Origin of the sequence: Nostoc sp. ChiSLP03a (genome assembly GCF_034531215.2) — a bacterium.
GTDB lineage: Bacteria > Cyanobacteriota > Cyanobacteriia > Cyanobacteriales > Nostocaceae > Nostoc.
The window spans coordinates 69,735-94,503 of the sequence record NZ_JAVRBQ020000133.1; the positions used below are offsets into that span (position 1 = coordinate 69,735).

A 24,769-nucleotide genomic window follows, 5' to 3' on the forward strand; every position below is an offset into this window, starting at 1 on the left:
ACGGACAAAGTTAAATCCCCCAAATAATATTCTGCTTGAAGGGTCTGCCAACTTTACTGCAATCTCTGACATTGTTCCTCACAATTTACCCCACAGTGGGGTTGTGGAATTTATAGGGCGTAATGATTTATTAACGCAACTTCACCAGACTTTAAAATTTAATGAACAAAGTACAATTACTGCAATCGTTGGTATGGGAGGGGTTGGCAAAACAGAATTGACACTCCAATATGCTTTGAAGTACCAACAGAGTTATCCAGGGGGAATTTGTTGGCTTCAGGCAAGAATGGGAGATGTGGGCACTCAAATTGTACAGTTTGGGCGATCGCGCCTTAACCTTAACCCTCCTAAAGAACTTGATCCAATAGCTCAGGTTGGCTTTTGCTGGACTAACTGGCTCACTGGAGATGCATTAATTATTTTCGACGATGTTACTGACTATAAAGCGATTAAGCCCTATCTTCCTCCTGTGAATCCTCGCTTCCATATTCTGCTAACCAGCCGTTTGCGATTGGGGAGATCAATTGAGCAGGTGGAACTGGACGTGTTATCTGATAGCTCTGCTTTGAAGTTACTTAAATCTCTGATCGGTGCTAACCGTCTTCAACAAGAATGGCAGGATGCCGAAAAACTTTGTGCTTGGTTGGGATATTTACCTTTAGGAATTGAACTAGTGGGACGGTATCTAGACCGAAAACCAGAACTATCTCTAGCAGAGATGCAGCAGCGATTGCGAATAAAACGGTTGGAGGAGCGCTCACTGAAAATACCTGATGACGACATGACTGCCCACACAGGTGTCGCGGCTGCTTTTGAGTTGAGTTGGGAGACATTACACGACGAAGCGAAACGCCTGGGGTATTTGTTGAGCCTATTTGCCCTGGCTCCGATTCCTTGGGAGATGGTAAAGCAATGTCTTTCTGAGACTGATGCAGAAGACTTGGAATACCTGCGGGATGATTGGTTGCTAAACTTGTACCTACTCCGGCGGCAAAATCGAGGAGTATATCAACTGCATGAATTAATTCGTGAGTTTTTCCTGCAAAAATACTCTGCTGTCCAGGCAACTGACGATTTAAAGCGAAGGTTTTGTAAAGTCATGGCAAGCATTGCCCAAACTATTCCAGAATCACCAACTCGTAGCCAGATTTTGCATATAAGGTCATTAGTGCCTCACATTGCTGAAGCTGCCTTAACTTTAAAGAGTCATCTGGATAACGACCAGTTCATGCTGCCGTTTATCGGTTTAGGGCAGTACTATGAAGGTCAGGGCTGGTATCAGCAAGCACAAGAATGGTATGAGCAGTTTCTAGCAGAAAGTGAGGCAAGATTTAAATCAGAGGATTTGACAATTGCCCACGCTCTAAGTTGCCTGGCTGCTAACTATCGCGAACAAGGACGGTACGACGAAGCCGAATCTATGGTAAAACGGGCATTGTCAATCCGGCAAGCTTTACTAGAAAGCGATCACCCAAGGACTGCCGATAGTCTAGATGATCTAGCAGTTCTCTATGTCTACAAGCAGAATTACGAGCAAGCAGAAACTTTCTGCGTCCAAGCACTGTGTATCCGGCAGCAGCAATTTGGCTCTGAACACCCAATTGTTGCTGAAAGCTTCAACAATTTAGCTTCTGTATACAACGGTCAAAGTCGCTATGCAGAAGCAGAACCACTATTCTTGCAAGCTCTGAATATCCGAAAGCGTTCTCTTGATTCGGATCATCCCTACATTACAGTTAGCCTCAATAACTTGGCTGACTGTTACCAGTTGCAGGGTAACTATCAGGCAGCAGAATCCTTATTTATGGAAGCTCTGGAACGAGCAAAAACTTTACTGGGAGAAGATCATCTTAGCGTTGCAACTGGGCTAAATAATCTTGCCGCATTGTACTTTGAACAGGAACGCTATACAGATGCAGAACCTCTGTGGTTTCAGGCGCTGAAACTACATCGGCGATTTTTGGGCGAAGTCCATCCCGATGTTGCCCTCAATTTGAGCAACCTCGCTTCTTGCTATGATTTGCTAGGGCGATCGCAAGAAGCTGAATCCATGTATCTGCAAGCATTGGAGATGCGACAGACCCTATTCGGCAACAATCATTCTAAAGTTGCGTACACACTCAACAATCTGGCAAAACTCTACTTCTTACAGGAGCGCTACTCTGAAGCAGAACAGTTGTATAAGCGGGCAATTGCCATTCTCGAAATGCAACTTGGTCACGATCATCCCATCACCATCAAAGTTCGCAGCAATCTTCATGATCTTCAAACGGTGAAGGAGAACCTTAAATGAAATCAACCAACATTACCGTGCTGAACCAATTAAGGTGAACCCTGCCCAATATTTTGGATCGGAATATGGTGTGTTGCCTTTCTCATCTTTCGAGTTTCTAGTATTTAGCATTGCCTGACGTAGTGCCTGAGCAACATCTACGCGATCGCTCGACAAAATTTGGCTGTAAAAGTCTTTCATCAAAAATACTGTTCCTCGTGTATCGGGTACAGACCAAATTGATGCCACGATACTAGAAGTTCCAGCCAGACTGAGGGAAAACGGCAACCCAATAACTCCCCCCGGAATCAACTTTCCTGAAGCCGAATCACAGGCACTCAATACAACTAGATCTACTTTGTCTAACTTCATTTTAAGCAAATCGAGTCCTGTTAACCAACCATTGTTATTTTGTGAAGGTGCAAGTGCAAGTTGTCCAGACACATCTAAAGCCGATTCAGTGTTCGATACATCGCTGTCGATAATCCCATGTGTTGCCAAATGAATGATTGAAGCATCATCCATTGCCTGCACTACTACTGTTTTAGTCGCCTGCTCTTGCATTAATCGTATTACATTGAATTGATTTTTGCGAAGCAGTTCCCCCACTTCTACGGCTTCTAAACCTGCCCACGGTATGGGAATGAGTTCCTCTTTCTTCGTTGCGATCACAGGCATCTTGGGATTTCCCACAATGATGGCGTTTCGGTTCTCAAAAAGATTATGTCGGCGGTTGTTGTGATTCAGTACTAGAGTTCGCAGATTCGGAGCTACACGAATTGTGTGAGCATCAATCAAATATTGCCCTGATTCGTTTTGGAGTGCAGGAAATGGCGCAAAGAAGAGTGGCCCATAAGGTACGAAAATCATATGCTGCTTTGGATCTTTGGGTAGGAAATCAGCAATTGGCTGAATTAGAAGCTCATGTAGCTTTTTCAAAGTTTCAGCAGAGTAGAAAATATTGTCTCCTTCTTCACCCCGAATTGGCTCTACTTTTGCAACAACTTGCCCTCGACCCCATCCTCGTGATTCTGGTTGAATCAGTTTTTTCAACTTTGCAGCACATTGGTTTTCAGTTTGAGAGGCGGTTTTCTCTGGTTGAATTTCCTTGAGGACTTGCTTACAATTGACTTGCGTCCAGTGATATTTATCACCCGGTGGATAAGTCCAGATCAACAAACTCTCATCTGAAACGATTGAATAACTAATAATCGTAACTTGCTCCTGATTGGCAACACGGTTGATAGATTCGGGAGTTACTTTCAGAGTAAGATCCTTAATTAAATTTATCTCTTTATCTCTCCGAGCCAGTTCCAGACTATGAGCAATATATTTATCAATTTCAAGAGTACGTCCGGCATCAGCAATAACTGCCGCTTTGGAAAAATTACCCTTTTCAATTAGAACTTGTTGTAGCACTCCAGAAATATGACTTTCTATCTCAGATGGCAAATTCTCCGTAATACAAATTGATATATCAGATGAGTTTTTGGCTCTTTCCGAAGCATGTTTTTCTGCTGAACTTACTTTGAAATCTCTTAATTTTTCGTCAGGTTCATAACTAATACTAGCGCCCCACTCAAAATATATGGAATTTGCTGAAGACCCTAATTTACCTGCTACAGCAGTAGTATCTTTAAATAAATTCGTATAATCGCCACGAGCAACTATAGATGAATATGAAAATACAGGTAATCGGCGTAACGTTGTGGTTAATGCTTCTTCTACCAAATTAAGAACCAGTTCTTGTCCTTCATCAGTAAGTTCAATGTTTTTGTAGATTTCAAAAGACGCAATTCCTAGCCTATATAGACTTTCTATAAATATTTTAAATTTGTTGTCTTGATTACAAACTTCCCCTTTATTATGGTCATAAAAGTCTTGATATCTAAATATTTCTAGAGACAACTGATAAAAATTGATAGCTTTATCATAATCTGCTTTAGCTCTATATATATCACCACTTTTTTTAAAGGCATCTGCCATTTCTAGCGGTAGTATATATGGTGGTTCTGGGTAAGACAACGATTCAGAAAGAATTATATTTTCTGAACCTGACTTTTCAACCCCTAAACAGTATTGGCTAATATGCCTAATATCAGTTGGAGAAAATGTATTACTATGGAATATAGTATTTTCAAATAAACCGCTATCTTTGCAATAATTTTTTAATGCATTCTGTAAATCTTTTTCGGCAGATGCATAGTCGCCCTGGTTATCTTGAGCATCTATATCCGCAATTAATGCTGCTGGCGTGATGGCTTGTTCTGAAGTTTGAGCCAGTACGCGTGAAGGTAAGAGTAAAGTTAATATTTGATGCGAAGTAATGACAATAGCAATTGTAAGGATTGTTAGTATAACGGTAAAAATAATTTTAGGAAGGCGCATAGGGCTGTGCTGACGGAGATAACTTCTGCTGTCTGTTCTGCAAAAAAAAGTTTGCTCTGAGTAGAAAACCAGTTAACTATTATCTGAATTATGTCTAATTTATATGCAATAAGTAAACTCGTATAAAGAAGCTAACTAGATGCAATCAATGATACTTTTGAGCGCGATCGCCTTCGCCGTAAATCGGGTTAAAGCAAGAAAACTCATCATCTAATACCTCAACACGACTTTCAAGTACCTCAAAACGACTTTCAAGTACCTCGAAACGACTTTCAAGTACCTCGAAACGACTTTCAAGTACCTCGAAACGACTTTCAAGTACCTCGAAACGACTTTCAAGTACCTCGAAACGACTTTCAGGTACCTCGAAACGACTTTCAGGTACCTCGAAACGACTTTTAAGTACCTCAAAACGACTTTCAGGTATCTGTTGCTTATTCAGCGTCACTTTTTTGACAAGTTTAATAAATACCTCAGTACAATCAACTAAAAATAATTAGGTCGCTCTTAGTTTGCTTTAATTTTTCCGAATTATCTCTCAGAGAAGTTTATTGTTGCATTGGCTAGAGTACATGCAGTAATCCTATAACTTCCTTCAGGAGCGCATTTTATGGCACGACTAAAACGCAGTTCACGCACTCTCGAAAACGCTCTCCGTCGAATTGCAGGAATGCGATCGATTAGCCCGACGCTAGAATTTGGCAACGGATTAAATTTGACAGACTACGACAGCCGCATCCAAAACTTGCAAACCCAGCTATCTACATACAACACTTTACTCTCTACCCTAGATGAAATGGCAGGTCGCCTCTCTCTAATTGAAGAAGAATTGCGCGGCTACTCTGAAAAGATGTTAATGAGTGTGGCAACCGATTATGGCAAAGACAGTTTGCAATATATCCAGGCGGGAGGCAAGCCACGCAAGAAATTATCACGCCGTTCGAGCAACACCCAATCCCCATCTGAGAGTACAGCTACAACCTTGAATGGTGCAAACAATGGTAAAAAAACCTCTATTGTTTTACCTTAATCGTTTAACTGCATCTAATAAATTCTTAATTCTTAATTAAGAATTACGAATTACGAATTACGAATTATTCGCTCACTGGCTCTGCGTCAGAGAACACGACCTGATACTCCCTATCCTGGCTTATGATCCAAACGGGTAGCTTGCTCTAGGGCGGCTTTTTCTTTGGCTCGGCGGACATAAGGTTGTAATTGGGCGCGATCGCAACCTGTTAAAATAATCAGGTTTTCCAAGGTAATCCCCCGCATTAACATTTCTACGCGCCAAGTTTGTTGTGCCTGGGCGATCGCTGGCGTTTGTCCTTGGGGAGTTAATAGCCTTTCACTCCATACTTGCCAACGTGTCTCAAGCTCTGATTCTGAGATGGGTGTGCCTGTTTCATTTAGAAACATGGCTGTTTGATTATCTTTACGACTTTTCAGCCATTTGATTAAAGGATTATTGGTAAAAGAGCCGTGGCGTTTGCCCAAAATCCACTGATTCACGGGTACTTGACGGACAAATCCGGGGATTGTGATTTGCAGGAAGTGCCCTTGACTATCGTAAATTTGGTGCGATCGCTCCAAGCTAGTTATTTCTGTAGCGGATAACCCAGCCCCAAATAATACGTAAGCTAAGGCATAATCTCGTACTCCGAATTTCCTGGCTTGTTGTAAAATTTCGTGAACCAAACTAGCTGGTAAATCAGCTACTTCTGTGGTGGTGAATCCTCCTTGTAAGGAGTTTATTGCTGATTCTGTTGAAGATGACATGGCTCCATGTAAAAACAACTCCACCAAATTTTCCAGAAAATCATCCCGATCCTCCCAAAGTTCGTGAAATTCGCTGGTGAACTCAATTACTGCATATCCCAAAATCATCCCATTCAGCAAACTGGCTAATTTTTCTGCGGGTAAATAAGTATTTAGGTGTCCTTGCTGGATTACAGTAGCTAAATACTGAGCTACATAACGGTTTGCCTCTGTGACTCCCCTGCCTAGTGCGCGGCGATTTTCTGCCGGGAATTGGTCGGCTTCACCTACTACAGATCGGACAAACTCTGGTACTCGTTCTAATGCATGTAAGCTATCACTTGCATAATCTTTCAGAGCTTGGTAGACATTACCAGGAGGTGTTGCCCGCCGCACCAGCGACTCACCTAAATCCTTGAAGGCTGCGGATTCTTCCAGTACAGCTAAAAGTAATCCATGCTTATTGCCAAAATTCCGAAATAGAGTCACTTCATTGACTTCGGCTTTTTCAGCAATTTGGCGGGTTGTGGTAGCGCTTACTCCCTGAGCAGAAAACAACTCAAGTGCAGCTTGAATCAGGCGTTGACGAGTGGAAATAAGTTGAGATGACATAAAGAAATGCAAGTGGCACTTGCAGGGATATCAGAGTTCTGCTAGCATAACAAATGTAAGTGATACTTGCTTTACTCTACCCTACGGGTTCGCCAGTCGCTAATGGGGGAAACCCCCAAGACCGCGCTGGCTCACTGTAACTAACTAGTGAGAGGTTGGATAAATCCTTAGTGGGATTATGCCCAATAAAAAGTAAATCACTGCATCATCCATCAACAGGAATTTTTATGACCGCAAATTTTGGGGCGTTCGCTCCTGAGAGAGGCAACTCACCTCAACTCAGTTGGACAAATGTAGTATTTTTTACTACATTTCATGCCTTAGCACTTCTGTCTCCTTGGTTTTTCTCCTGGCCAGCATTAGGTTTGCTAGTGTTTCTCCACTGGTTGTTCGGGAGTATTGGTATTTGCCTGGGATATCACCGACTACTGAGCCATAAAAGTTTCCAAGTTCCTAAGTGGTTAGAGTATGCGATCGCCCTGATTGGAGCGCTGGCTTTACAAGGCGGGCCAATTTTTTGGGTAGGTGGACACCGCCAACATCACGCCCACACAGAAGATATCAATTTAGACCCCTACTCTGCCCAAAGAGGCTTTTGGTGGAGCCATATATTGTGGATTTTCTACCCACGTCCAGAATTTTTTGACTATGACACTTATAAAAAATATGCCCCTGACTTAGCCAAACAACCCTTTTATTGTTGGCTAGATCGTTACTTCTTGCTATTGCAAATACCCTTCGGTTTGCTGCTTTATGCATTAGGAGGATGGTCTTTTGTATTCTATGGAGTGTTTCTCAGATGTGTCTTGCTTTGGCATTCAACTTGGTTTGTAAACTCAGCATCACACCTGTGGGGTTATCGCACCTTTGATGCTAATGATGGCGCTCGTAATCTTTGGTGGGTATCCCTCGTCACTTATGGAGAAGGCTGGCACAACAACCATCATACTTATCCCCACATGGCAAAATCTGGGTTTTCTTGGTGGGAAATTGATGTTACTTGGTGGAGCATCTTAGTGTTGCAGACTTTGGGTTTAGCTAAAAAAGTTGTCTCGCGTCCTCCTCAAGGTGCAACTCACGGCTAAATTGCAACTAAATAATCGTGAATTTGTTATGCCGATTGCTTCTTGCAGTCGGCTTACTAATTTTTATCAGTAGTGTTTCACGGTAAAATCTAACGAATTAAATCACCATAGTGCATTAAGTGTGAAAACTGATAGCATTTTTTATCGCCTTTTTCAAGAACTTCCTAGTATCTTTTTTGAATTAATTGGCAATCCACCCCAAACGGTAGAGACTTATCAATTCTCCTCAATTGAAATCAAGCAAACGGCATTTCGTATAGATGGTGTTTTTCTCCCAACACAAAGAGAAGAAAATCCGATTTACTTCGTTGAAGTCCAGTTCCAAGCTGACACAGAAATTTATTCACGCCTATTTTCAGAAATTTTTTTATACTTACACCAAAATAAACCGAAAAATTCTTGGCGAGGAGTAGTTATCTATCCCAATCGGAGTTTAGATACAGCAAATATCAAGAATTACAGTGAATTTTTCACAAGTGGGCGCATTAGTCGTATTTATCTTAATGAATTAGGTGAAACTGCATCATTGCCAGTTGGAATTGCTACGATGAAATTAGTTGTTGATGAAGAGGAGACAGCAATTCTAGCTGCTAGGCAGTTAATAGAGAGAACCCAGCAAGAAATCAACATCGAACCACAACGGCGGCAGTTACTAGAATTGATAGAGACAATATTAGTTTATAAGTTTCCAACAATGAGTCGAGAGGAGATTGAAGATATGTTTGGGTTAAGTGATTTGAAACAAACACGAGTTTATCAAGAAGGTAAACAAGAAGGCAAACAAGAAGGAGCGCGTGAAGAAAAGTTTAGAATGATCCCTTTGTTGTTGAGATTGGGACTGAGTTTTGAAGAAATAGCGAAAGAGCTAGATTTGAGTCTAGAAGAGATTCAGCAAGAAATGCAAAAACAGTCTCCAAGTCAGGATACGTAACCTACAATTAGCACCGATCGCAGATACTCCTAAATATTTTTGCTATTTTCCATTCCCATAATTTTTAATTTTTTCTATGATTTCGCTTTCTCCCATTCTTCAAGCTAGACTCTCCCAGCCCTTAAAGATTGGCTCCTTTGAGGTAAAAAGTCGGGTTCTCCAGTCGCCTCTATCTGGGGTTACAGATATGGTGTTTCGCCGGATTGTGCGTCGCTATGCCCCAGATTCGATGATGTATACCGAAATGGTGAATGCTACGGGATTGCATTATGTCAAGCAGTTACCCAAAATCATGGAGGTAGATCCCAACGAACGCCCAATTAGCATTCAACTATTTGATTGCCGTCCCGATTTCTTAGCAGAAGCAGCAATCAAGGCAGTTGCCGAAGGTGCTGATACTGTTGATATTAATATGGGTTGTCCGGTTAATAAAATCACTAAAAATGGTGGCGGTTCTTCATTATTGCGGCAACCAGAAGTAGCAGAAGCAATTGTGCGGGAAGTGGTGAAAGCTGTTGATGTTCCTGTCACCGTAAAAACCCGTATTGGCTGGAATGACAACGAAATTACGATTCTCGACTTTGCCAAGCGGATGGAAGATGCCGGGGCGAAAATGATTACGGTACATGGACGCACTCGCGCCCAAGGGTACAATGGCAATGCCCGTTGGGAATGGATTGCGCGTGTAAAAGAAGTGCTTTCTATCCCAGTGATTGGGAATGGAGATATTTTTTCTGTTGAAGCGGCAGTGAAATGTTTAGAACAAACTGGCGCTGATGGTGTGATGTGTTCGCGTGGAACTTTGGGTTATCCGTTTTTGGTGGGAGAAATCGATCATTTTCTGAAAACAGGAGAGATATTACCATCACCAACCCCAACTGGGCGTTTGGAATGTGCAAGAGATCATTTACAAGCTTTATGGGAATATAAAGGCGATCGCGGTGTACGTCAAGCCCGTAAGCACATGACTTGGTATGCTAAGGGTTTCGTTGGTGCTGCCGAACTCCGAGGACAGCTAAGTTTAGTTGAAAGAGTAGATCAAGGTTTGGCAATGATTGACCAAGCAATTGAAAAATTAGCTAATGGTTATGAACTAGAGGAAGAAGCAGAAAATAGTTTGGTAATGCTTTAAAAAGTTGATTTTAACCTAGCTTGGGGCGATCTAGTTAGTTGCTAAAAATGGCGAGATCGCTTGAATACCACTATTTCAGTTAGGGTTTAAATCTCCTGATGTAACTCTTTTGAATTTTGAATGTTTAACTAGCCCAAATGGAGGCTCACAATGTTAGTTTCCAAACACAATGATGTTGTAACCGTCCCCGAAATCCTTTCATTAGAAGACTTCATGGCAAATCCTCCAGAGGGGATGGAGTGGGTAGACGAGCAATTAGTAGAAAAAACAGGGATGACATTAAAACATAGTGAAATTCAATTGAATATTGGTTTTTACTGGAGAAGTTATATTAACTCCAATCAACAAGGTGGGAAAGTTTACACTGAAGTACCTTGTCGTACATATAAACAGGGTCGCCGTCCTGACGTGGCTTATCTTACGCCTGAATTGGTAGCTCAGTTTGGTGATGTTCCTACTTTGCCACAAAGTTTCCCACTAATTGCTGAAATAGTTTCACCCACCGATTTAGCTGAAGAATTATTTCTCAAAGCACAGGAGTATTTGCAGTCTGGTTGTGAGGAAGTTTGGCTAGTATTTCCTGAAAGTCGGTTAGTTTTTGTAATGACTCATAATCAGGTTTTGGTGTTTAAAGCTGGTGATGTGGTTAGTACTCAAAGAGTATTACTAGGTTTTAGTGTAGCTGTAGACGAATTGTTGGCTTGAAAATGAATTAGGACTTACACTTCAGAGAGTCAAAAAGTTTGAATCCTTAATAGGGATTTGATTGAATTGCAATTTGTGCAACAAAAGCTATCAACACCTGCCGCAGTAACAATTGCAACCCCAATTAGCAATTATTCCCTGCTACTCCCAACCCCAAAGATGTTGCATTCGGTAATACTCAGGCAGCTAGAAAAGAACTGTACGAATTTGGAATACTCTTAAAAAGGAGTTAAAAAGGATTCAGCAACTTCAGTGATTTTGCTGCACCGCTAGCGCCTGCAAACCAGTACAACCAGATTAAGTGCATGGTGCTGCTTAATGTCTGAGAATATACAAAAATTTGCAAAAATTGGTGATATCCTTGCTATTTCTAAGCTGGTGGAAGAGTCAATTTCTCTTGACGGAACGACGGTAGAATCCAAAATCCATCATGGTGTAACTTTAGAGTTGAATGTCAAATCTACCAAAACACTAGATCCCAAGATTTGTACCCAAGCCATTATAAAAACTTTAAACGGAATTCAACCAGCCAAAATCACCACTGTGATGATTTTTGGAATATCAAATAAACAAAAATGGAGTAAATTTTTAACTCTTAAGTCTGGGAAATATGCAGAAAATACTGGTGCAGTCAAGGGAGCTATATTTGTTACACTGGCTACATTTGCTTGCATGATTTGTTGGGCTGCTTTGCATCCAGACAAAAAAGAAACTCAGCAAGAGTGTATAAAGCGCGTAGGGGATGAAATTATATCAAGGAAAAGAGCTTCTGGGGACACAGTTGTTAGGGACAGGGCGGAAATAGAAGCTTACGGAGAAGAGTTTAAGCGTAAATGTAATTTAGTTTTTTAAAAGCGATGGGCTTCATCCTCCAACATCTACTTCTGCTAAAGCATTAAAAAATAGCATTAAAAAATTACAACTCAAAACCAGTCCTTATAAGGTGCGTGGATGGTTTGAAAGTACCATTGCCCTCAAAGTCTTGTATAGAAGGAGCGTACAGCCTTTTTCGCTCCTTCTCATTTTGTACACCTACCCATCCGCGCATTTGGGAAGAAAATTAGCCTGATTGGCGATCGCTACCTCTATTAAAATAAGCGATCACTTAATCTTTGCATACCTTAATTGACCAAATCAGGAAATACCTCTTGCACAGCAGGATGCACTAAGCGATGATTTTGGACATTCACACCCTTAGCCAATGCTGGGTTAACTTCCAGTGCCAAAATTCCTAAATTCGCTAACTGGACAACATAAGGTAATGTACTATTATTAAGTGCCTGAGTTGCCGTCCAAGGTACTGCTCCTGGCATATTGGGAACGCCATAATGCACTACACCTTCTTCAAGGTATACAGGATTTGTGTGAGATGTAGGGTGTAAGGTTTCTATACAACCGCCTTGGTCAACGGCTACATCAACTATCACCGAACCAGGACGCATTTGTTTGACCAATTCGCGAGATACTAGTATTGGCGCTCTACGTCCTAACACTAAAACTGCACCGATGAGCAAATCGGCTTCAATGACTGCGGCTTCAATATGAGCAGAGTTGCTGTAAAGCAATTCGACTCTAGAGCCAAAGAGGGTTTCTAAGTAAGATAAACGCTCGACACTCACATCTAAAATCTGGACGATCGCACCCATACCTACGGCAATTTTAGCTGCTTCTGTACCGACAACGCCGCCACCTAAAATTACTACTTTGCCCGGTTTAACTCCAGGAACACCGCCCAAAAGTACACCTCTACCACCTTGCTGGCGTTCTAAGAATCTCGCCCCAAATTGTACTGCTAGCCGACCGGCAATTACGCTCATGGGGGTGAGCAAGGGTAATCTGTTAACACCAGGTTGTTCTACAGTTTCGTAAGCGATCGCAGTTGTGCCACAATCAATTAAATGCTCCGTCAACTTGCGATCGGCTGCTAAATGTAAATAAGTAAATAATACCTGCCCTTTTTGCAAAAACTTATACTCAGAGGTCAGCGGTTCTTTGACTTTAACAACCAATTCCCGATTCCAAGCTTTTTCTGATGTGGGGACAATTTCGGCTCCAGCACTTTTGTAGTCATCATCAAAGAATCCAGCACCATTACCTGCTTGTGTCTCGACGAAGATGCTATGACCATTTTCTCGCAACACCCGCACACTAGAAGGACTTAACCCTACCCGAAATTCTTGATCCTTATTTTCCTTGGGAACGCCGATTTCCATATATCGCCTCTGATAATTTTTTTGTTTAACTGTAGCCTTCCAATCTCAAGCTTGCTACTTCCGTCTTGCTAGTTCCGTATTAGAGATAGCTGGATTAGAGATACCTAATTTCTGTTCTAACTTTCTTAATTCAATCTGAGTAGCCCAAACTCTTACCCTTGACTATTACCCCAGTATTTATACAATATATAAAGAATAGTAACAATTTATTAAAAGAGCGATTGTATAGCTCCCTAATAGGAAGCTTTTGCTGAATTTCTCAAGTCATCTTGGCATTCAAGCACTGCAATCAGCTTTTAAGTTAAACTGACTTTTCAACTCATCTGAAAATTTCAAAGTCTTTCTCTTAAAAGGGAAGAGATTTAGAGAGGGGTTTTCCAGATACCATGAAAAGTAAGTAGCGATTATCCCCACTTTCCACGACTTCTACCAGAAGTCTGATATCAAGTCCCGTTTGCCAAAAAAAGGTTTCTTAAAAAATGACACAAACACAACCAACAATTACACCTAAACTAGAAGAGCCTAAGTTTGGCTTTAACGAATATGCCGAACGCTTGAATGGTCGAGCTGCAATGATTGGCTTTGGTTTGATGCTGGTGATTGAATATGTCACTAATCAAGGAGTGCTATCATGGCTGGGTCTGAAGTAGTGCCATCAACAAGCACAATCTTAAAGTTGTAAGCTAGTAATTAAAAGAGTTTCAACCAGCTGGAACAACCAGTTGGTTTTGACTTCTATAATTGATAGCAGAGTACTTCGCCCTATATAGATTAATTATACTTCTTTATAAATAACTGCCCTAGAATGTAAGCAAGAGAGGAATCGAAATACCTATTAGCGATTGAAATATCATAGACTTGCAACTAATATGTGCAAGGAGATTAATGAGTAAATTTCCTCCCCCTACTAAAAAAATCATAACTTAGTATCTGCCTTGAATGAGAAAGGCAAATTATGGGTGAGGTATTCTTGGTAAATATACACAAAAGGTGAACTGGAACCAACCAAGCTGTGATGAATGCTGTATTACCTCGTTTTTTGAAGTCAACCTACCGAAAAGAGCCACTAATCAGTGTATTGATGACGATGGGCGTTATGGATGCCCTGATTGGCGGATTGAATGATAGCTGGTCGTTGTTTGCTTTTGGTTTGGGAACGGCAGGGATAGCGCTAGGCTTTAAGTTGTGGCGTGTCCAGCAGCGTCGTTCTTTACCAGAGGAGCCTGTAGTGCAACATTATTTGCCCTCTCGTTCTTCTAGTGCGCCTTTACCAATGTTAAGCGTTTCTAAGAAAAAACCACCTCTTTAAAATGTGCAGAGTTATGACTTAAAATAACTCTGCAAAATTCATTGGATTTAACTATATCTATAAAAGTGAGGAAAAAGAGTGAGTAGTGAGGGAAGAGGTGGCGGTAATTTTCTGCGGCCGTATATTATCCTGGCATTTATGGCAGCTGTTGCCCTTCCAGTGAGTACCTGGGAAGGGTTTTATATTCATCAAGCTCATGCTGCCATTGAAGTAACGCCAAACTTCCCAGCTAACACTAACTTTGCTAATGCTCAACTACTTTACACACTCATCGGACATAACGGAACCATTAAATCCCTCGCTTTCACTCCAGATAGCAAAATTCTGGTGAGTGGAGGTGCAGAAAACGAGGGTATAATTCGCCTGTGGAATTTAGCAAAGCGCAAAAAGTTAGCGACTATTAACAAAGCACACAAAGCAGCCGTAGAATCTTTAGTGATTTCGCCAGATGGGCAAACCCTCGCTAGCTGTAGCGATGATGACACGATTAACCTCTGGAGCCTAAAAAATTTAAAATTTAGCCGCTCTTTTGTCGGACATACCAGTAACGTCTTATCTTTAGCGGTGTCTCCTGATAGTAAAGTTCTCGTCAGTGGAGCTTTAGATGGGATTCGGATGTGGGATTTGCTACAGCAGCGTCCTCTAGGGACTATAGTACGCTTTGATAATTTGATTTATACTCTAGCTATTAGTCCTGATGGACAGACATTAGCTAGTGGTGATAATAAGGGTGTAATCAAGCTGTGGAATTTGAGTACTGGTAAATTCATCAGTGAATTGGCAGCTCATTCTAGTGCTATTAGCGATGTGATCTTTACACCAGATGGACAAACATTAATTAGTGCTAGCCACGATCGCACTATAAAACTGTGGAATATTAATACTAAAGAATTAGTCCGCACTCTTACAGGACATAATAACTGGGTAAATGCGATCGCTCTTAATCCCGATGGACAAACCCTTGCTAGTGCCGGTAGAGATGGAATTAAATTGTGGGATTTAACTACAGGTGAGTTAATAAATACACTGAATGGACATACAGACTGGGTAAGTGCGATCGCTTTTAGTCCCAATGGTAAAATTCTTGCCAGTGGTGGATTCGATCGACAAATCAAGATTTGGGGGATTCCCACAAAACGAAACTAACAGCGATCGAACAAAATAATGGTGAAAGAGTAAACTATATCCCCCATTTCTTTTAAGAAGTCGGGGATATCATTTTGACGCTCCTTTCAAGGCTTTGTGACTTGTCATAGCTCGAATTCTCACTTCATATAGAAACTTAGGCTATCGCTAACGCCGAAAAATTTCCCCAATCATTTCCTGTATCTGCTAAACTTTGGTCTTGCCTTTTTAAAGTTTTTGTAGTAAAAAATCAACCAAAGCTCAGATCGAATTTTGCTATAACTAGTCAAAATCAATGATGATAGCAACCAATAACGATGTCTACGATGGACTACGCATACCCCAAATTTTGAAGAACTGTGAATACTTGATGAAAATACAGCCGCACTAATATCTTATCCAGCAAATTACTGTAAGTATAAACATAGGTAATTTCAAATCATTTGTGCAGTTACTTGCCCTCTAGACCGGAACAATTTCTGAACTTAGACAATCTTAGAAATGATCGTTGTCAGTAAATGCACTCAGTTAAAAGTCACGAACTCGTGTGAAGCCAAGGTTTGTAGCGCTTAACCGCTATTTTGAAGATAGGATAACTTGCTACTTAAATAATGTTTAATTTTCCCGAACTGCTTTTGATCCCCATTTCGATAGAATGGCTAGGCAGAACCCTAAAACTAAAAACCGCTTTTGACTGCGACGCTCATGAATCAACTGAACAATGGTTTTACGCTATTTTTAAGTCTGCTAGTCGAGGCGATGCCTTTTTTGCTTCTTGGGGTTTTATTCTCCAGTTTGCTGCTGTTTTTTGTTGATGAGCGCAAACTAGTAGAAAAAATGCCCAAAAACCCGCTGTTGGGTGCTTTAGTTGGCAGTGCGATCGGCTTTTTGTTTCCGGTGTGTGAGTGCGGGAATGTACCGGTAGCGCGGCGATTCCTGATTCAAGGAGTACCCACACCAGTCGCAATTGGTTTTTTGCTAGCAGCACCAACAATTAACCCAGTTGTAATTTGGGCCACTTGGACAGCATTTCGAGATCAGCCAGAAATAGTAGTCTTACGAGTCGTATTTTCCTTAACAATTGCCACAATTATCGGGTATGTTTTCAGTTTTCAAAAGGACTTAAATCCCATAGTCCAACCTGCGATCGCTCGTTATATGAAGTTTAATCCAGCCGCGCAGCCCCAAACCAAACGCCGTGGTAAGCCTTACCAAGGACAACAAGAAGAAACAGTACCCAATCTGTTGCAATCCGGGACTTATATCTTAGGAGGAAAAGCAGGTATACCTCTACGGATAGATCCTAATTTAGTACTGCCTACCTCAGTCTCTACTGCTGATAAACCGCTAGCAGCTAAACTGCGCCTAGTTGTGGATAATAGCATCCAAGAATTGCGGGAATTGGGCGGAGTGATGATTTTAGGAAGTGCGATCGCTGCTGCTATTCAAGTCCTAGCTCCCCGTGAATTAGTTCTCAGTTTGGGTGCTGGGCCCATTACCTCAATTGTGGTCATGCTGATATTAGCTGTAATAATATCAATTTGTTCTACAGTCGATTCTTTCTTCGCCCTATCTTTTGCCTCAACCTTTAGCAGCGGTTCATTATTGGCATTTCTGGTCTTTGGGCCAATGATTGACATCAAAAGTGTTGGTTTGATGTTATCTATTTTTAAACCCAAGACTATTTTTTACTTATTTGCTTTAGCAGCACAATTGACATTTGTCTTTACTCTTTTCTTGAACTTGCACGTCTTTTAAGAAAATATTTGTCATTTGTTAATTGTCCTTTACAAATGACCAATGACAAATGACCAATGACAAATGACCAATGACAAATGACCAATGACTAACAAAAATCCCAAATCTAAAATTCCAAATCTGTTACTTCCTTGGCTGGATGCTCTAGCAATTACGGCTTGGGGCATTTTGATGCTGAGATATTGGCTAACTAATAAGCTGAATCTGTTGATTCATCCAAATTACTTTTGGTTGGTGATTGTAACTGGTATCAGCTTCATCATTATTGGTTTGTTCAAGATGCAGGAACTTTGGCAACGGCGTCGCCATGATGTTACGCCAAACACCCAGCATATTAGTTTATTTCCCCCTGGTTGGGGCAGTACTTTATTGTTGACTACAGCGATTCTAGGTTTTATCGTTACACCGCAAGTTTTTGCTAGTGACAAAGCACTCCAAAGGGGGGTGACGACTGATTTATTGGGAAGCACACGCGTCAAACCCCAAGCCTTTCGGGTTACTGTTCGTCCAGAGGAGCGATCGCTTGTAGACTGGGTACGCACCGTCAATGTCTATCCTGAGCCAGATACATATACAGGGCAAAAAGTCAAGGTGCAAGGATTTGTGATTCACCCGCCCGATATCGGAAAAGAATATTTGTTTTTAGCACGATTTGTCTTAAGTTGCTGTGCAGCAGATGCTTACCCTGTGGGATTGCCCGTTAAACTACAAAATAATCAAGAGCTTTACTCTGCTGATACATGGCTAGAAGTAGAAGGACAAATGGTAACAGAAAATTTGGCAGGTAAACGCCAACTTACCATTGCCGCCACCTCTCTCAAAAAAATTCCTCAACCTCAGAATCCTTATAGTTATTAGTCATTTGTCCTTTGTCATTTGTCATTTGTCATTTGTCATTTGTAGATAATTAACGACCAATGCCCCATGCCCCATGCCCAATGCCCAATGCCCAATGCCCCATGCCCCATGCCCAATGCCCAATAACCAATGACTAAATCTAAAGCATTCCAACCACTGGATCGTATCGCGATCGCACTAATGTTACTGCTGAGTGTGCTGATTGGGTTAATCATCTTGCAAGGTGATGTGGTAACTGCTCGTGTCCGAGAATTTACTTGGCAAAATCAACAAATTGGGGCAGAAGATAATTCCTTCACTCTCACCTTCAGCCGCCCAATGGAAACAAAAAGCGTCGAGGATAACTTGAAAATCGATCCACCCCTAGCAGGTAAATTCAGTTGGGCGGGGCGGCGGATGGTTTATACACTGGTGACACCAGCCCCTTATGGCACAAATTATAAAGTGCAGTTACAAGGAGCTAAAGATAAGTTTGCAGAGCAAGAAGGCAAAAATCGGCTGATACAGCCCTTTACAGGTAGCTTCCGTACACGCGATCGCGTCATCCTTTACATCGGAACCGACAAAGAAGAACAGGGACGGTTAGTTCTTTACAACTTAACCCAAGAGCAAAAAAGGGTGCTTACCCCCAAAGACCTGATAGTAATCGACTTTGAGTCATTTCCTGATGGGGAGAAAATTTTATTTTCTGCTCGCGCCGCAAACAATCAAGACTTACTTTCAGCCCAACTGTATACGGTGACAACAGGCGTTTCTGCTAAATCTGGACAAAAAGCAGAACCAGAAGGCAAAGTTGACCTGACTTTAGATAGTAAAGATTATCAAAACCTGAAATTTGACTTATCACCTGATGGGCAAACTATTGTCATCCAACGGGGTAATAAAACTAATCCTGGCGATTTTGGACTATGGTTTATGCCAGCAACCAGTAATGGTTCAGCAGAAAAACCCACCCCGAAACGCCTAAAAAGCCAGCCGGGAGGAGACTTTATGGTGACACCAGATAGTAAAGCCGTAGCGGTTGCTCAAGGACAGGGAGCAGCAATTTTACCACTGCAAGATGATGCCAGTAAACCTTTGGATTTTCTGCCGCAGTTTGGTTTGGTACAAGCTTTCTCCAAAGATGGCTCTCAAGCAGCGATGGTAAAGTTTAATACAGATTACACGCGGGATTTATTTTTGGTGACAAACCAAGGCTTACAGAAACAGCTATTAAAAACAACAGGTTCAATTCTCAGTTGCCAATTTGACATTGCTTCACCCACCCTCTACTGCTTGCTTACACAGTTAGTATCGAAGGAACAATACATAGAACAGCCCTATGTGGTGGCAATTGATTTGAAAACTGGGCAACAGAAACCACTGTTAGTACTACCTCCCGCTCAACGAAATGTGCAAATGAGTTTATCTGCTGACGGTTTGGGCTTGTTATTTGACCAAGTAGTACCGCAGACAAATCCCCCAGGATCATTACCCCCAAACACTTTAAAAACCGATGATGGAGATACAATCGCTACCAGTAGCTTGTGGTTGATGCCTCTATTACCCATCGCTGATGCTACGACTGTTGAAATTAAACCAGAACAACTCCCCTTAGCCGGATTTCATCCCCGGTGGCTACCTTGAGCGAATAATTCCTAATTCGACTTTGGAAGGTTAGTTAAGGTGTCGCCACCAAAAATCAAGTTGAATCTAATGGAGTTCAGTTCCATCTTTACGGAGTAGATAGCGATCGCTAATCAACTTCAAGACGACTCTACCTATTTCTGGATGCGTTTTCTCAATGACCGGTTGCACAACAACGCCTTCCATGATGCAATTGGGACTGACTACACTATTGGCATTATTGAACTGAGACACCGCTTCCCAAGTGTAAGCACCGATATAAAGTACAGGTACTCTCGGCAAAGCAAATTCTTCGCAAAAAGCCACAAAATCGCTGTAATTGAGAAAATAACTACCGCGACGCACAGCAAATATAGCAATTCCAATATTGCCATTATTCAAGCCATATTTGATATCTTGCACGCCGTAGATTTCACCAAAAATCTGAGTTCCTGGCGGAAGTTTCTGGAAAGCTTCGTTTTCGTTGTAAGCACGAATATAAACTAATTTTTTGTTGACTTCGCTGTTTTTCCAGAAGTAATTATGGCTGCCAATTTTAGTTGTGCCATCAGCATTAATTAAAACAGTGAAGTTAGTTCCATGTAACTTCTCTGTGACAACAACTTCTTCACCTTCCATTAGGATGTTTTTGTAACGTTTCAGGTTTTCTGGACTGGGGAATTTGTAATGTCCAATAAAACTTTCTACTTCCCCGCTCATTCCTTGAGGAATTGGATATTCGTACTTTGTTACACCAAAATGATTTGTGTAGTCATCTCCAACATTTCCCGTAAAGTTATCACCAACGGGAATGAGCAAACCCTCAGAAAAAATTCCGCGAAGTTTAGCAGCACGCAATTTTTTCGAGTAGTAGTTACGAATACCGAACTCATCTAAAAAGTTTTCTGGAATAACACTATCAATAGGAAAGTAAAAAGCTAAATCTCCAGGATTCAAGTTACCTTTGACTATAATTACCTGATACGCCATATCTTCAATAGAAGCAATATCTAGCCGATCGGCATTGGGATGAGGATTAATGCTATTGATTTTGACAACTTCAACTTTAAAAATACTCATAGCTCATCTATTTTCAAAAAAATCGATTTTAGGAAAAATCTAAAGTTGTTACAAAGTATGAGTGCATAGTTAGCTGTACATAGGTGTCAAATTAAAGCTGAAACCCCTGAAGATATAGACTAACCAAATATAATATTATGAATTACGAATTAATAATTATTTGTTGATAATTTATCCAAGCTTGCCAAAAAATATAAATTGATAGTATTCCTAAGAAGATACGAAGCACTAAGCTGACAGTATAATCTGGTAGTTTTGGCAATGTGCGAGTACTCATTTGAACGCCTAAAAGACCACCACATCCCAAAACTATACCTTGAGTAAAGAGAATATTTCCTTCTAATGTATGTCCCGTACAGGCAGCTAAAGCAGTGATGACAATCACACCTAAACTAGTCTGAATTGCTACTTTAATTTCCTCTCCTAGTAGCAGCATTTGCAGCGGAACCATAATCGTACCGCCACCTAAGCCAAATAAACCTGCTAAAATTCCTGCTGCTCCCCCAGTGCCAATTTTAGAAACTAGTGGGTTGAATGCTGGGGCTGTATCCCCTTTTTCCTGGAAAGATAGTTGCTTGCGAAGCTCAATCAGATAGATGTTAGTAAGTAGTATGATGCCAAATGTAAATAGTATTATATAAGATGGAATTTTATTGGCGAAATATACGCCTATTCCAGTAGTTAGAAAAGCTGGAATTCCTAAATAAATTACTCGTTTCAAGTCAAAGTAGCCTATCCACCAATTTTGCAAACTTCCAGAAATTGAAGTAATCACAATAGCAAGGCTACTAGTAGCGATCGCCTGAACGGGAGAATAACCTAGTGTGACTAAAAGAGGAATTGTGATAATACCGCCACCTATTCCTAAAAGTCCAGCTATGACTCCAGATATTAAACCCCCACTCACTAAAATCAACCAACTAAAATCATTCATAAATAATTCTTTTTCTAGATAACTGATAGTGCTGAGTGGGCATTGGGCATTGGGCATCGACAAATGACAAATGACAAATGACTAATGACTAACTCCCTGTACTGTCACCGGATGACTAACAACGCCCCCATAGAGCAACCCACCGTCATTCCACGGAACTGTACTCGGTTGTGTATTACCTAAATTGTCAGTAGCACGAGCCTGGAGAAAATATTCCCCAGGAAGTGGGTTCCATTCAATGTCCCAGCGTACCCATGCAAATGGAAAATTTGGTTCTCTCAGTCGTGCAAATTGCCAAGTTTTGCCGCCATCCAGGCTGACTTCCACACGCACAATTTTTCCTTTCCCAGACCAAGAACGTCCACGCAGTAAGTGGGTTTTAGCAGAAAGCGTAGCTGGCCAAGCCAACTCGAAAGCGCTCTTAACATTTTGGTACGTAATCAGCTTACCTTTATATGGTGCGATCGCTGGGTAATCTGCACCAACTAGCACCATTTGCTTTGTTACCCACTGCGTATATATCGGTGTTTGGGAAACTTCAATTCGCTCAATCCATTTAACGTTGGCGTTTCCTCCCCAACCAGGGAATAAGACACGGCACGGCTGACCATGATCTGGAGGTAACGGTTCTCCGTTCATTGCGTAGACAACGAGCGAGTTATCTGCTAATGCTTTGCTAATTGGAACTACACTGCTGAACTTGGATTTATTTGTCTCCTTTGAATCTAGCGAATCTACATCTGCACCCTCAACGAGTACATCTTTTGCTGTGGATTTCAGTCCAGCTCGTTCTAATAACATAGCAAGTGGTACACCAGTCCACTCAGCCACACCAATAGCCCCAAGTCTCCACGGCGTTCCAGGGAGTGGTGTATTGTAAGCTTCTTCAAAGAAGCGCCGACCGTTAGCAGCACACTCAATGGCACAAGTGACTGAGATGGATGGCATGGCGATGATTTCATCGTAAGTAAACTCACTAGGGGCAGAAACGCCAGTTCCATGAATTTGCAAACGCCATGTAGACGGATCAAAAGGGGGAGGTGCGCTCCGGTTGTGAACATAGAACCAATCATTTGGTACTAAATAACCACGCCCATACATCGTTTCCCAGTTCATCTCTAATGTGCCTTTGCTATGAGAGATATACCCTGGTGGCAATGGCTTAAGTATTTTGCTGCCTTTAGTTTTAATAGCTGCCTGACTGTGAGCAAGCGCAGGTTCAGCTAATCCCCCGATGGCTGTAGCGCCAACCATAGTAGCCAGTATTTTCAGAAAGCGCTGGCGCGAAATACCCGCATCTGTACTTTTTTGCCAGATGCACTGTTCAACCCTTGCCTGTAAATACTCCTCCTGGTCAAAGAGGTTTTCATCGCTCAAGCTATACCCCCTTATAATTTGTAATTCGTAATTCGTAATTAAGGCACAGAGAATGAAGGGGCAAAGGGAGATGAAAGAGATAAGGGAGACAAGGAGAAAAACCAATGCCCAATGCCCCATGCCCAATGCCCTGAAAAAACTAGCTGTTTATCGCTGTCCAAACACCAGTGATCTGATCTTGTGTGTAGTTGGGCAAATAGTGAGACAATCCGTTTTTAGCTATTTGAGCGATCGCATTTATAAAGCGATCGCAATCTTCTAATGTATTATATACAGCAAAGCTGGCTCGGATAATACTAGGAATGTTCCGTGTAATTCCTCTATCTACTTCTTGAGCAATCTCACAGTCTTGCTCGTCTGAAATATTCTTGAGTTTGCGAATGTATTCATAAGTGCAGAAAGCCCCAGCCCGAACGCCAATACCGTATTCTTGTGCCAAAATTTCTGCTACTAAGCGTCCGTCAATTCCATCAATATCAAAGGGAATAACATGGGCTAAATTATCTCCGGGAATATGTATTTTGACACCAGGAATCAGCCCAAGCCGTGTATATGTAAATTCAACTAGAGAGTGTTCATACTGAGCAATGCGATCGCGTCCTACTGCTTCGATAATTTCAATCGCCTTGGCAATAGCGATCGCACCCATTGCGTTTGGTGTTCCGGGGTCATGGGCCCGTTCTGTATAAAAACGCTTAATCTCTAAGTTTCTGGTGATATAAGGTAGGTTTCCACCCCCAATTTGATAAGGGTAGGAGCTATCAAAAAATTCCTTTGGCCCTAGCAAAACCCCGGTTCCATAAGGAGCGTACATCTTGTGTCCAGAGAAAGCCACAAAATCTAAATGATATGGATCGTCATCAGCACGCATATCGACTCGTTCATGCTGAATTAACTGACACACGTCAGCGAATATCTTCGCACCATACCGATGTGCTAAAGCTGCAATTTCATAAATTGGGGGTCTATAACCTGTAATTGTCGAAGCACCTGTAATAGTTACTAACTTAATTTGCTCGGCTTGGGGGAGATTTTGGTGTGCCTTGAAAATATCTTCAATTTCTGTGACATTTACACTTCCATCTGGCTGCGTTCTGTATTGCACAACTTTGTCTCTAGTAACCCAAGGCAGTAGGTTAGATGAATGCTCTATATCAGAAACTAAGATTTTCCCAGGTTTTTTTGCCCAAAGTGTGGCGGCTCCATTAATTGCTTCTGTTGTATTCTTCGCAAAGATTACATAGTTGTCTGAAGATGACCCGACAAAATCCCGAATGATGTTTCGACTGGCGTCATATTCTCGTGTAGTAATGACGGATTTTTGTCCAGAACCTCGATGTACGCTGCCATAGGTGTCAAGCATTTCGTCCACGTACTGCTTGAGGGTTGCAAAGGGTGTGGTTGTAGCTCCATTATCCAAGTTCACGTACTTGACATAGTTTCCGTTAAGAGTTTTCACCTTGAAAGATAGAGACTCATCTGTAAATAACGGTCTGATTTCTTTGTCCCAAAAGCTCTCACAATTTTCTACAAACAGCGGTAATTTAGCAGTCTCTTGCTTGATATTTGCGCTTATTGCAAGTATATCAGTCATCTTTAGCACCCCGATTTTAAATTTTGATTTTTT

Annotated in this window: 21 protein-coding genes; 13 read left to right on the forward strand and 8 right to left on the reverse strand. The window is 41.5% G+C overall.

What is annotated here, in order from left to right; translation table 11 throughout:
- Positions 1–103: 103 nt before the first annotated feature.
- Positions 104–2,293, forward strand: a complete 2,190-nt coding sequence (locus RMY32_RS22050) for a tetratricopeptide repeat protein (protein WP_322711543.1) — start codon at positions 104–106, stop codon at positions 2,291–2,293.
- A 12-nt stretch (positions 2,294–2,305) separates the two neighbouring features.
- Here the strand turns inward: RMY32_RS22050 and RMY32_RS22055 are convergent, their stop codons facing one another.
- Positions 2,306–4,660: a CHAT domain-containing protein gene (locus RMY32_RS22055; protein WP_322711544.1), complete on the reverse strand. Its 2,355-nt coding sequence runs from the start codon at positions 4,658–4,660 to the stop codon at positions 2,306–2,308.
- Positions 4,661–4,805: 145 nt separating this feature from the next.
- Complete coding sequence (locus RMY32_RS22060; RefSeq protein WP_322711546.1) at positions 4,806–5,108, reverse strand: hypothetical protein; 303 nt, start codon at positions 5,106–5,108, stop codon at positions 4,806–4,808.
- Between the two features lie 162 nt (positions 5,109–5,270).
- Between RMY32_RS22060 and RMY32_RS22065 the strand changes: the two genes are divergently transcribed.
- Positions 5,271–5,690: a hypothetical protein gene (locus RMY32_RS22065; RefSeq protein WP_322711547.1), complete on the forward strand. Its 420-nt coding sequence runs from the start codon at positions 5,271–5,273 to the stop codon at positions 5,688–5,690.
- Between the two features lie 110 nt (positions 5,691–5,800).
- Here the strand turns inward: RMY32_RS22065 and RMY32_RS22070 are convergent, their stop codons facing one another.
- Entirely contained in the window at positions 5,801–7,030 is a 1,230-nt protein-coding gene (locus RMY32_RS22070) for a TetR family transcriptional regulator (RefSeq protein WP_322711548.1), read from the reverse strand.
- A gap of 227 nt (positions 7,031–7,257) precedes the next feature.
- Here RMY32_RS22070 and RMY32_RS22075 point away from each other — a divergent pair, with 227 nt between their 5' ends.
- From RMY32_RS22075 to RMY32_RS22095, 5 genes are all read left to right on the forward strand, one after another.
- Positions 7,258–8,115 (forward strand): acyl-CoA desaturase, encoded by an 858-nt coding sequence (locus RMY32_RS22075; RefSeq protein WP_322683564.1) that lies wholly within the window; start codon positions 7,258–7,260, stop codon positions 8,113–8,115.
- Positions 8,116–8,236: 121 nt separating this feature from the next.
- Positions 8,237–9,046, forward strand: coding sequence for an Rpn family recombination-promoting nuclease/putative transposase (locus tag RMY32_RS22080; protein WP_322711549.1), 810 nt, complete (start codon positions 8,237–8,239; stop codon positions 9,044–9,046).
- Between the two features lie 76 nt (positions 9,047–9,122).
- Positions 9,123–10,178 carry a tRNA dihydrouridine synthase DusB gene (gene dusB, locus RMY32_RS22085; protein WP_322711550.1) on the forward strand — a complete coding sequence of 352 codons (1,056 nt, stop codon included), beginning with the start codon at positions 9,123–9,125 and terminating at the stop codon, positions 10,176–10,178.
- 150 nt (positions 10,179–10,328) lie between these two features.
- A complete protein-coding gene (locus RMY32_RS22090) occupies positions 10,329–10,883 on the forward strand; it encodes a Uma2 family endonuclease (RefSeq protein WP_322711551.1) in 555 nt (184 codons plus the stop codon).
- 318 nt (positions 10,884–11,201) lie between these two features.
- Entirely contained in the window at positions 11,202–11,735 is a 534-nt protein-coding gene (locus RMY32_RS22095) for a hypothetical protein (RefSeq protein WP_322711552.1), read from the forward strand.
- 269 nt (positions 11,736–12,004) lie between these two features.
- Here the strand turns inward: RMY32_RS22095 and ald are convergent, their stop codons facing one another.
- Positions 12,005–13,096 (reverse strand): alanine dehydrogenase, encoded by a 1,092-nt coding sequence (gene ald, locus RMY32_RS22100; protein WP_322711553.1) that lies wholly within the window; start codon positions 13,094–13,096, stop codon positions 12,005–12,007.
- 479 nt (positions 13,097–13,575) lie between these two features.
- On the opposite strand from ald, the gene RMY32_RS22105 reads away from it, so the two are divergent.
- From RMY32_RS22105 to RMY32_RS22130, 6 genes are all read left to right on the forward strand, one after another.
- A complete protein-coding gene (locus tag RMY32_RS22105) occupies positions 13,576–13,746 on the forward strand; it encodes a hypothetical protein (protein WP_099099534.1) in 171 nt (56 codons plus the stop codon).
- A 365-nt stretch (positions 13,747–14,111) separates the two neighbouring features.
- Positions 14,112–14,405 (forward strand): hypothetical protein, encoded by a 294-nt coding sequence (locus RMY32_RS22110; RefSeq protein WP_322675596.1) that lies wholly within the window; start codon positions 14,112–14,114, stop codon positions 14,403–14,405.
- Between the two features lie 78 nt (positions 14,406–14,483).
- Positions 14,484–15,551 (forward strand): WD40 repeat domain-containing protein, encoded by a 1,068-nt coding sequence (locus tag RMY32_RS22115; protein WP_322711554.1) that lies wholly within the window; start codon positions 14,484–14,486, stop codon positions 15,549–15,551.
- Between the two features lie 684 nt (positions 15,552–16,235).
- Positions 16,236–17,288: a permease gene (locus RMY32_RS22120; protein ID WP_322711555.1), complete on the forward strand. Its 1,053-nt coding sequence runs from the start codon at positions 16,236–16,238 to the stop codon at positions 17,286–17,288.
- 84 nt (positions 17,289–17,372) lie between these two features.
- The gene (locus RMY32_RS22125) at positions 17,373–18,146 is read left to right on the forward strand and encodes a TIGR03943 family putative permease subunit (protein ID WP_322711556.1); all 774 of its coding nucleotides are present in this window, start codon (positions 17,373–17,375) and stop codon (positions 18,144–18,146) included.
- Positions 18,147–18,275: 129 nt separating this feature from the next.
- On the forward strand, positions 18,276–19,772 hold the full coding sequence (locus tag RMY32_RS22130) for an Ig-like domain-containing protein (protein ID WP_322711557.1): 1,497 nt from the start codon (positions 18,276–18,278) through the stop codon (positions 19,770–19,772).
- Positions 19,773–19,838: 66 nt separating this feature from the next.
- Here RMY32_RS22130 and RMY32_RS22135 read toward each other — a convergent pair whose 3' ends face one another.
- The 4 genes from RMY32_RS22135 to RMY32_RS22150 form a co-directional block, all read right to left on the reverse strand.
- On the reverse strand, positions 19,839–20,831 hold the full coding sequence (locus RMY32_RS22135) for an RNA ligase (ATP) (protein WP_322711558.1): 993 nt from the start codon (positions 20,829–20,831) through the stop codon (positions 19,839–19,841).
- 142 nt (positions 20,832–20,973) lie between these two features.
- Entirely contained in the window at positions 20,974–21,765 is a 792-nt protein-coding gene (locus RMY32_RS22140) for a sulfite exporter TauE/SafE family protein (protein ID WP_322711559.1), read from the reverse strand.
- An 81-nt stretch (positions 21,766–21,846) separates the two neighbouring features.
- Positions 21,847–23,142 (reverse strand): sulfite oxidase, encoded by a 1,296-nt coding sequence (locus RMY32_RS22145; RefSeq protein WP_322711560.1) that lies wholly within the window; start codon positions 23,140–23,142, stop codon positions 21,847–21,849.
- A 139-nt stretch (positions 23,143–23,281) separates the two neighbouring features.
- Complete coding sequence (locus RMY32_RS22150; RefSeq protein WP_322711561.1) at positions 23,282–24,736, reverse strand: aminotransferase class V-fold PLP-dependent enzyme; 1,455 nt, start codon at positions 24,734–24,736, stop codon at positions 23,282–23,284.
- Positions 24,737–24,769: the final 33 nt, after the last annotated feature.

Bases quoted from the DNA above. Each gene is read 5' to 3' on its own strand.
- RMY32_RS22110 (WP_322675596.1), top strand. From the start codon at position 14,112: ATGAATGCTGTATTACCTCGTTTTTTGAAGTCAACCTACCGAAAAGAG.
- RMY32_RS22105 (WP_099099534.1), top strand. From the start codon at position 13,576: ATGACACAAACACAACCAACAATTACACCTAAACTAGAAGAGCCTAAG.
- ald (WP_322711553.1), bottom strand. From the start codon at position 13,096: ATGGAAATCGGCGTTCCCAAGGAAAATAAGGATCAAGAATTTCGGGTA.
- RMY32_RS22150 (WP_322711561.1), bottom strand. From the start codon at position 24,736: ATGACTGATATACTTGCAATAAGCGCAAATATCAAGCAAGAGACTGCT.
- RMY32_RS22090 (WP_322711551.1), top strand. From the start codon at position 10,329: ATGTTAGTTTCCAAACACAATGATGTTGTAACCGTCCCCGAAATCCTT.
- RMY32_RS22120 (WP_322711555.1), top strand. From the start codon at position 16,236: ATGAATCAACTGAACAATGGTTTTACGCTATTTTTAAGTCTGCTAGTC.
- RMY32_RS22070 (WP_322711548.1), bottom strand. From the start codon at position 7,030: ATGTCATCTCAACTTATTTCCACTCGTCAACGCCTGATTCAAGCTGCA.
- RMY32_RS22135 (WP_322711558.1), bottom strand. From the start codon at position 20,831: ATGAGTATTTTTAAAGTTGAAGTTGTCAAAATCAATAGCATTAATCCT.
- RMY32_RS22065 (WP_322711547.1), top strand. From the start codon at position 5,271: ATGGCACGACTAAAACGCAGTTCACGCACTCTCGAAAACGCTCTCCGT.
- RMY32_RS22130 (WP_322711557.1), top strand. From the start codon at position 18,276: ATGACTAAATCTAAAGCATTCCAACCACTGGATCGTATCGCGATCGCA.
- RMY32_RS22075 (WP_322683564.1), top strand. From the start codon at position 7,258: ATGACCGCAAATTTTGGGGCGTTCGCTCCTGAGAGAGGCAACTCACCT.
- RMY32_RS22140 (WP_322711559.1), bottom strand. From the start codon at position 21,765: ATGAATGATTTTAGTTGGTTGATTTTAGTGAGTGGGGGTTTAATATCT.
- RMY32_RS22125 (WP_322711556.1), top strand. From the start codon at position 17,373: ATGACTAACAAAAATCCCAAATCTAAAATTCCAAATCTGTTACTTCCT.
- RMY32_RS22055 (WP_322711544.1), bottom strand. From the start codon at position 4,660: ATGCGCCTTCCTAAAATTATTTTTACCGTTATACTAACAATCCTTACA.
- dusB (WP_322711550.1), top strand. From the start codon at position 9,123: ATGATTTCGCTTTCTCCCATTCTTCAAGCTAGACTCTCCCAGCCCTTA.
- RMY32_RS22095 (WP_322711552.1), top strand. From the start codon at position 11,202: ATGTCTGAGAATATACAAAAATTTGCAAAAATTGGTGATATCCTTGCT.